This is a genomic window from Maricaulis sp. (assembly GCF_015665295.1).
In the GTDB taxonomy this organism is placed as follows: domain Bacteria; phylum Pseudomonadota; class Alphaproteobacteria; order Caulobacterales; family Maricaulaceae; genus Maricaulis.
In genome coordinates this window covers 1-9,520 of record NZ_JADFAJ010000042.1, presented here as the reverse complement: position 1 = coordinate 9,520, position 9,520 = coordinate 1, and the positions used below count along the sequence as shown (strand labels likewise).

Annotated in this window: 2 protein-coding genes; one reads left to right on the top strand and one right to left on the bottom strand. The window is 64.4% G+C overall.

The features are described 5' to 3' along the window. Nucleotides 1–80 precede the first annotated feature (80 nt). Entirely contained in the window at nucleotides 81–8,816 is an 8,736-nt protein-coding gene (locus tag QZZ02_RS14615; RefSeq protein WP_291845493.1) for a hypothetical protein, read from the top strand. A 237-nt stretch (nucleotides 8,817–9,053) separates the two neighbouring features. Here the strand turns inward: QZZ02_RS14615 and QZZ02_RS14610 are convergent, their stop codons facing one another. Further along, complete coding sequence (locus QZZ02_RS14610) at nucleotides 9,054–9,242, bottom strand: hypothetical protein (RefSeq protein WP_291845492.1); 189 nt, start codon at nucleotides 9,240–9,242, stop codon at nucleotides 9,054–9,056. Nucleotides 9,243–9,520: the final 278 nt, after the last annotated feature.

Genomic DNA, 9,520 nt, shown 5'->3' with positions numbered 1-9,520 from the left:
CGGCGAATTCGGGGAGCCTGCTGTTCGGCCTTGGCGGCTTCGGCGGCTCTGGCGGCAACGCCGCAGCCATTTCCGGCGGTGTGACCGGCAATATCCGGACCGAAGGCGATGACGCATCGGCCTACTCCTACCAGAGTATCGGCGGCGGCGGCGGGCGCGGCGGTTTCAACGTCACGGGCAATATCGGTTTTTCGACAACGACCGGCGGGGTCGGCAGTCTCGGCGTCGGGATTGGCGGTTTCGGCGGTGGTGGCGGCAATGCCTCGACCGTTAACGCCTATCTGACCGGCAATGTCATCACGCTTGGCCGCGGCTCGCACGGCATCCTGATGCAGAGCCTGGGCGGCGGCGGTGGTCGCGGCGGCATGAATATCAATGGTGCCCTCTCACTGGCCGGCGGGTCAGCTGGGTCGCTGGCCTTCGGCATGGGCGGGTTTGGCGGCGGTGGCGGTTCGGCCTCCTCGGTTGCCGGCGTGCTGCAAGGCGACGTCACAACGCAGGGGGCAGGCTCGTTCGGGGCGCTTCTTCAAAGTCTTGGCGGCGGCGGCGGCAATGGCGGCCTGAATGTTAGTGGCGTTGTCTCCCTGACGTCGGCGCAAGCCTCGTCCGTCGCGATCGCGCTCGGTCTGGGCGGCTTTGGCGGCGATGGCGGTAGCGCCGGCAATGTTACCGGAAGCGTGACCGGTGATTATCACACCACCGGTGCGGATTCCGACGGCGTCATTGCGCAGAGCCTTGGTGGCGGCGGCGGCAGTGGCGGCCTGAATATCTCCGGCGGCTTGGCTCTTGGCCAAGGGTCAACCGGGACGGCGTCGGTCGGCATTGGCGGCTTCGGCGGTGGCGGCGGCAACTCTGGCGCGGTCATTCTGGCGCGTGTCGGCAATACCGTAACCGAGGGTGCCCTCTCCGACGGTGTTGTTGCGCAGAGCGTTGCCGGTGGTGGCGGTAATGGCGGCCTCAATATTTCCGGCGGCATCTCCGCGACCACGTCAGGCAATGCAGGTAGTTTCGGGTTCGGCATCGGCGGCTTCGGCGGCTTCGGCGGTACTGCAGGCAATGTTTCGGTCAATGTTTCGGGCAATGTCATCGCCACCGGTTTTGGCAGCGAGACCACAGGCGTGGTCACGGTCGGCGATGTGAATCTGGTGACTCGCCAACTCACCGACGGATCCCATGGCGTCCTGGCACAAAGTGTTGGTGGCGGCGGCGGAACCGGCGGACTTAATATCACCGGGGGTCTGTCGATCACACGCCCCGGTGCCGCATCCGTCACCAGTCGGGTCGCTTCGATCGGTATTGGCGGTTTCGGTGGTGCCGGCGGCGATGCGGGGAGCGTGGACCTCGTTCTGGTTGCGCCAGCTTTGGCTGGATCGCCTGCCGGATCCATCGGTCAGGTCAGCGCCTATGGCGACATGAAAACAGCCGTGACCGCCCAGTCGCTGGGCGGCGGTGGCGGTATTGGCGGTATCAATATTTCAGGTGGACTGGCGCTCAGTGGCCAACTCATCGCCGGAGTTGGCGGTTTTGGCGGCGCTGGTGGTGCATCCTCCCGCGTCAATGCCGATGTGACGGCCAATCTTTTTTCGTCTGGATTCCTCTCGCGTGGCTTCCTCGCTCAAAGCGTGGGCGGTGGCGGCGGCTATGGTGGCGTCAATATTTCCGGAGGGATACGCGGCAATTCAACGGGGACTGAGTCCTCGCTCGTCTTCGGTCTGGGCGGGTCTGGTGGCACTGGTAACCGCAGCGGCAATGTAACCGCGAGCCAGTTCGGCCAGGTCATGGTTGACGGTATGAGCTCCGCAGGCGTTGTTGCACAAAGCGTTGCTGGTGGCGGCGGAACCGGTGCTCTTAACGTTGCGACCGATATCAGCCTTGTCGCATCCGGCACCAATACGGCCCTCGGTGGCTATTCTGTTGCGATCGGTGTCGGTGGCGATGGCGGCGCTGGCGCGGATGCCGGCCATGTCCAGCTCGCGAGCGATGGCAATATCATCGTCAACGGTCAGTTCCGGACCAGCCCCCAGCCCGGTGAAGACACGCTCGAAGCGACGGCATGGAATGGGTATTCGAACGGAATTCTGGCGCAAAGTGTTGGCGGCGGCGGCGGCATGGCCGGCGTCAATGTCGCTGCCGCCCTCGCTCCGCTCAGCAATCCGGTTGCGATCGGTATTGGCGGCAGCGGTGGTAGCGGCGGAAATGCCGGCAGCGTGACCCTTGTCCGGGGCGACGTCACGCAGTCTGCCTCATCCCAGGTCGTCAGGACATTCGGCGAGCATTCGACCGGCGTCATCGCCCAGAGCATAGGCGGCGGTGGTGGCACTGCGGGCGTCAATGTCACCGCGGCCCTGAGCAACGTCTTTGGCTCAAGCGAAGACACGGTCGCTGCGCTGATCTCGGTTGGTGGTGATGGTGGTGGTGCCGGATCCGGCAATGTCGTGACTGTCCGTCACAACGGCAATATCGGTACGGACGGTAATTATAGTGGCGGTCTGCTCGCGCAGTCGGTCGGCGGCGGCGGTGGTAACGCCAACTTCAATATCGGTGGAGGTATCCTCTACCAGGCCTCCAGCATCAATCTCGCGGTCGGTGGTGCGCCAACGGCGGGCGGCAGCGGCAGTAACGTCGATGTCCACAATGTCGGGAACATTGTGACCTCGGGCGATCACGCCAATGGCCTGACGGCCCAGAGTCTGGGCGGCGGCGGCGGCAATACCGCGCTGTCCATGGCGGCGGGCCTCGCAGCGCGCAACGCGCTCAATGTGAGCATCGGACGTCGGGGCGGTGCCGGGGGCACGAGCGGCAATGTCGGCGTGATCGTCGATGGTTCCATCGAGACGACGGGCTACAAATCCTCCGGGATTGTCGCGCAATCAGTTGCAGGCGGTGGCGGCATCAGTGGCGTTACGGCTGTCGGGGCAACGGTTGCGACCGGGTCGGGATCGGACTCATCTTATTACTCCGCCAATCTCGCGATCGGCATTGAAGGCGGCGCGGGTGCCGTCGCCGGGAATGTCAACGTCGACGCGAGCGGCACAATCTCGACAAATGGTGCGGAGTCGCACGGAATTCATGCCCAGAGTGTCGGTGGCGGCGGCGGTATCGGTGGCGCGGCAGTCAATGTCGTCTTCCGCCAGTCCATGTCGGCAACCGTCGGTGTCGGCGGCAGCGGCGGTTCGGGGGCCACATCCGGAACCGTCCTGGTCAACTCGTCCGCTGATATCCGGACAATGCGGGAACGCTCTGTAGGCATTCTGGCGCAAAGCGTCGGTGGAGGCGGCGGATCAGGCGGTTTTGCAGCGACACTGGGAACGAACCTGATCCCGCAGGAAAACATCTCACCTTCCAATCCGGCCAACGCCTTCGCCGTCAATGTCGGCGGATCCGGCGGCACCGGCGCCGTTGGCAACCGCGTCGATGTGATCAATACCGGTTTGATCGCCACGCAAGGGACATTGTCGCACGGCATTCAGGCCCAGTCGGTGGGTGGCGGTGGCGGCGATGGCGGCATGGTTGCCAACATCCGCATGGATGCTATCGGCGGCAATACCCGCACCATGGACATCAATATCGGCGGGTCCGGTTCGACCGGTGGACGCGGCGGCTTTGTCGGCGTCACGAATAACAGTCTGATCTATACCACGGGCGAGGAAGCGGCCGGCATTACCGCCAACAGTATCGGCGGCGGTGGTGGCAATGCCGGTCTTCTGTTCGACCTCGTTCTCAGCCAAGCCAGTTCCAGCAATCCGAACAAGCGCTGGTTCGTGAACCTCGGCGGGACCGGCGGCACAGGTGGCTCCGGCGGCGATGTTGTCGTCAGCAATCTCGAGCCCGACAGCGTCATAGTCACAACGGGAACCCGGGGCTACGGCATCCTCGCCCAGTCCCTCGGTGGCGGCGGCGGCAATGGCAGCTCGATCGTTTCGCTGACCGGTATCGGCGCTGCAGACGGTGGCGGCAGTGCCGGGCTAAACCTTGGCGGCTCCGGAGATACGGGTGGCTTTGGCGGCAATGTCCGCGTGACCAATGGCGGCGTGATCGACACAGCCGGTGCTTTTGCGCACGGCATTCTGGCCCAGTCTGTCGGTGGCGGTGGCGGCAATGGCGGCCTCTCCATCGCGGCGAACAGTGCCATCAGTGCGGTACCGAATTCACCGCTCGTGTCCATTGGCGGCGTCGGTGGCAATGGTGGCGATGGCGGTGATGTAACCGTGATCAACGCGGGCAGCATCGTGACGCGCGGCAGTGACGCCCACGGCATCTGGGCCCAGTCGATCGGCGGCGGCGGCGGCAATGCCAATATGGGCTTCGCGCTCACGGGCGATGCCTCCTCGCTGGTCCTGTCGAACGCCGTTTCGGCAATTGTCGGCGCGACTGGCGGCGGCACTGGCGGCGCGGGCGGCGATGTTCTCGTCAATCATTCCGGTGACATCACCGTCCTCGGTGATCGTTCGCAGGCCATCAAGGCCGAGAGCATCAATGGGGGCGGCGGCACACTTGATCTCAGTTTCGAAGGGATCACCTCGCTGCCAGGCCGTCCGGCGGCTTTGGATTTCGTGCTCGGTCCGGCGGATCGCAACACGATTGATCCGCTCTACGTCGCACGCGTCGGCTCCGAGGGTGCCAATGGAATGGGCGGTGGTCAGGTAACGGTCATCACGACAGGTTCGGTGCAGGTTGGAGGCGGCCATGCGCCGGCTTCACTCGTCCAGTCAATTGGCGGCGGGGGTGGTCAAGCCAATTTGATCGCAACGCTCGCACCCTCACCGCCCCTGTCGAACACCGGATCATCCTATCTCGGACAGTCGGGCGGCACGGGCCTGGCCAGTGCGGCCGCGACGCCGATGGACACCGCCTTCCTGCTCGGGGCCATCGATGGAACCGACAATATTGGCGGCGACCTCTCGGCCGAGCATGCCGGCGACATCGTCACGCTCGGGGCAAATTCCCACGGCGTCATGATGCAGTCCATTGGTGGCGGTGGCGGCCGGATCCTGGTCGACATCTCAGGAGATGAGCGCGCAGCGCTGGGGCCGGTGGATTTCGCCCTCGGAAGCACCAATGGCACGAATGAGCGCGGTGGCGACATCGCTCGCCTCCAGACCGGTTTGATCGTGACCGCGGGCGACATGGCGACAGGCGCCCTGATCCAGTCGATCGGTGGTGGCGGCGGAACCGCGGATATCAATCTGGATATCGGTGACCAGTCCGTCCTGCGCGTGCGGCCTGTGCTCGGCAGTGACGGTGGCAGCTCCCTGGGCGGTGGCGATGTCAGCATCAGCTTCTCCGGTGGACTGGGCACCCTTGGCAATCAGGCTGTCGGCCTGACCATCCAGTCGATCGGCGCCGGTGGCGGCGATGTCCGGATAACCGGCAGTGACCGTGTGGGCGTCACACTTGGGGGCCTCAACGGGGCATCGGGCAGTGGTGGCCTGATCACGGTCGGCAATACCGGTATGATCCAGACCGAGGGCGTTCGCTCGCATGGCGCATTGCTGCAGTCGATCGGCGGCGGCGGGGGTATCGTGACGTCCGATGGCGTCGATATCCAGTACGGCGTCAATACGGATAATACCGGCGATGGCGGTGCAATCAGCTTCGCTCAAGCAGGCGATATCTACACGTCGGGCGCTGGCGCGATCGGCGCCATCCTGCAATCCCTTGGCGGTGGCGGCGGCTGGATTGACGGCGTGTTCGCCGGATCCGCCGGAGGGTCCGGAAGCGGGGCAGACCTTGCTGCGGTTCTTGATGGCGTGATCCTCACGACCGGCGACCGTGCGCTGGGCCTCTTGGCGCAGAGCGTCGGTGGCGGAAACGGCGATGGCGGGGCCATTACCCTGAACAGCGCCGGCGGCATCGGAACAGTCGGCTCCGGCGCACACGGCGTGCTCCTGCAGTCGATCGGCGGCGGCGGTGGCACGACCTTCGCAGCATCGACAGGCGCTTCCCTGCCGACAACCGGCAACGGCGATGGCGGGGTCATCGATTTCACCCAGTCCGGCAATGTGATCACCGAGGGCGATGGCTCCATCGGCCTCATCCTGCAATCGCTCGGCGGCGGTGGCGGTTGGGAAAATGGCACCTTTGCCGGCTCGACCGGCGCGACGGGCCATGGCGCGGACATCACAGTCGGCCTCGATGGCGTCATCGTCACCATCGGCAATGGATCAACCGGTCTGCTGGCGCAAAGCGTCGGCGGCCGGACCGGTAACGGCGGGGCTATCACCCTGGCCAGCAATGGCGGGATTTCCACCGCCGGTACGACAGCACATGGCGTCCTCCTGCAGTCGATTGGCGGCGGTGGTGGCGCATCCTTCGGCCCGCTGGCTGGCGGTGCGTCTTTCCTGACGGCCACCGGTAGCGGCAATGGCGGCGCGATCAGCTTTAACCAATCGGGTGATATCATCACCCGCGGCGCCGGCTCTATCGGCGCGGTCCTGCAATCGCTGGGCGGCGGTGGCGGTTGGGCTGACGGTGTCTTCGCCGGGTCTGCAGGCGGTGCCGGGCGCGGTGGAGCCATCGACTTCGCAATCGATGGAACCGTCTGGTCCGTGGCCGAAAACGCCTCGGGCGTGTTTGCCCAGAGCGCCGGACGCGATGGCGGCGGAGACATTACCGGTGATCTGATCGGTCTTGTGCGTGGCGGCAGCGGTACGGGGCGTGGCCTCTGGATCGATGGCGGGGCAGACAATGTCTTCATTACAAGAACCTCTCTGTCAGCCGTCTCGACTTGGGCTATTGAAGCCAGCTTCGGCAATGATGCCGTGATCAACACGGGTCTTGTGGCGGGCAACATGGACCTTGGCTCCGGGGTCAACTCCTTCGACAACCGGGCTAGGGCGATCTTCATCGCGTTTGACACGATTGATTTGCGCGATGCGACGCCTCAGACCCCGGGCGGCGTCCCGCTAGGCTCCAACGCTCTGGATCCGGCGATGTCGGCTGCGGTGCTTGACGATCCGGCCGGGATGGATAGCAAACACCCGGTCCAGTCGCGCCTGTCAGCGGCGGGGCTGCCGGGTGGCAAGAGTCCGGTCCAGGCTGAACTGTCGACAACCTCGCAGCCGGCACCGGTGGCACAGTCGGCGACGGATGTGTCCGGTGCCAAGCGCCCGGTCCAGGACGTTGCACCGGACTTCGGCTCGGCTGAGCCGGTTGCCGTCGCGGCCCTGTCGGGCAAGCCGGACGGTGTTCAGGTGATGGCGCTGCTGGATGAGGGCAATGTGCCGGCGCTGGCTGTGTCCGAACAGGCTGCCTTGGTGGCGTCTTCTGACCCGATCAATGCGGCAAGCTTCCGCAACTCGGGAAGCTTCCTGATGGGCCTGTCGGCATCGCCCTACCCGATCGATCTTCTCAACGGGGACACGTTCGGCGATCTCGACAACCAGGGCGATCCAACGACCAATATTTTTTACGGGGCCCGGGTCATCAACACGGTCGAACTGGATGGTCATTTCGAGCAGACGGCCGATGGCCATCTGGTGTTCGACGTGGCCTATGGTCCCTATGCCTCTGACCGGGTCAATGTGACCGGTTCGGCGGCGGTGGCCGGCACCGGTGATGTGACACTGACCTGGCTGGAGAATGATGATCCGGTGACGCTGTTCGCCACCGGTGAGGGTGGGATCGACAATGGCCTGACTATTCGTGACACGATGGCGGTCGACTTCTCGATCGCCGCCGATGCGGCGGGTGTCCACCTGCTGATCGAGACCGACTTTGGTCTGCCCAGCCTGAACCGCAATGGCCGGGCGCTGGGTGGTCATATGGACTCGGCGGTCCAGGCCGGCGGTTCGGCCGGGATCGGTCGCCTGCTGACGCTTCTGGGCAATATGCGGAGCGATCAGCTGGATGTGTATGAGGCGATCTTCGCGGAACTCAATCCCGAGCCCCACATGGCGGTCATGCATGGTCAGCTGACGGCGGCGAACAATTTTGCAGACGACCTGTTCAACTGTGGTTCTCCTGTCGCAGCGCGCGATGATCAATGTGTGTGGTCGCGCCTGGAGATGACCGAGGGCAGCCGCGATGCCACGGTTGAGGCGCTCAGTGTGGAGACCCAGTCCATGCGCTTTACCGGCGGGTTCGAGCGGCGCGTGGGCGATGACTGGTCGGTTGCGGCCGGTGTCAGCTACGAGACCACGGATCCGGTTCGCATCGACGGTCACCGGGCCCGCACCGAGAGCCAGGGCTTCTCGGTGGGTCTGGGTGTCGAGCGCAATCCGGCGACGGGTGCCTATTACGGGGCCGATGTGTCCGGTGGCTGGTCCTGGCATGAGACCGAGCGTTCGGTCACGGTCTTCGAGCTTGGTATGGGCGTATCAACACCGGAAACCGGTTATGCCCGGATCGGCGCTCATCTTGGCGAGAGCTTCCGGCATGGCAGCGTGTTTGCGCGGCCGCAAATCTCGGCCTCGCTGACGGCGCTGCGCCATGACGGGCTGGTCGAGGAGGGTCTGGACGGGCTTGGAGTCGAAGTTCGGTCCGACACGCAATGGGTTGGCGCGCTCAATCCGCAAATGACGCTGGGCCATATCTTCCGGGAGAGCGACGACATGATCGGCGTGGTCTCGCTGACCGGAGGCGTGCGGCTGAGCTCGACAGACCGGCTGGATTTGCCAATGCGCTTTGTCGGCTCCAACCCGTTGGCCGATCCGGCCCTGATTGGCAGTGCCCTGGATGAACTGGTCTACCAGGTCAGTGCCGATATCGAGATTGCAGGCGATGAACGCGTCGGGATGTCGATCGGCTACAGCTCCGAGTTCGGACGCGAGACCGATCGCCATCGCGCCGGTATCGACTTCCGCCTGCGCTTCTAGAGCCTGAATCGCGCAAGCGAAAACAACGGCCGCCCGAGGCAAATCCAGCCCCGATACCGAAGCGGGCGTCAGCGCGCATGTCATCGTCACCATCGATCAACAGCCCCGCCTCATTGAGGAGATCGGCGGCCTGATAGTCCCAGACGGCCCGCACGCTGGATGCCAGTTCCAGATAACTACCGTCATTGCGACGCTCCATCCAAACGACTTCCGGCCCTGCCGTGAACCGACCCAGCGTCAGGATCTGTCCGGGATTGCGATATTCAGGCTGTCGGTGTAGGCGCCCTGGGTTTCCTCAAAGTGGGTCAGGTTGGCCTGCGGACGGATCCGCCAGTTGCCCGTGCCGAACTCACCGGTGAGGTTGGCGCGCAGCATGTAGCGATCGGTTTCAGAAGCATCCTCGTAAGGCCCCAGCTCACGTCCCATATCTGCAAGGCAAGCTCTCATTTGGTGTAGGCCGTATGACCTTAGACCCTCGGGTCAGGGCCCGTCGGATGACCTCAGGCGATGTCTTGAAACAACGAAGCGGATTCCTGCTAATTCCGCTGAGCTGGCAGCGTTTCCGATAACAGGTCGCTTAATCTGATGGGGTGGACGGCCCCGACCAACGGCATCGCGATGTGCCATGCTTGAGCTGTTGGGAACCAGCACAAGGGAAGGAACCGTCCATCATGAATGTTACAACAATCGGCATTGATCTCGCC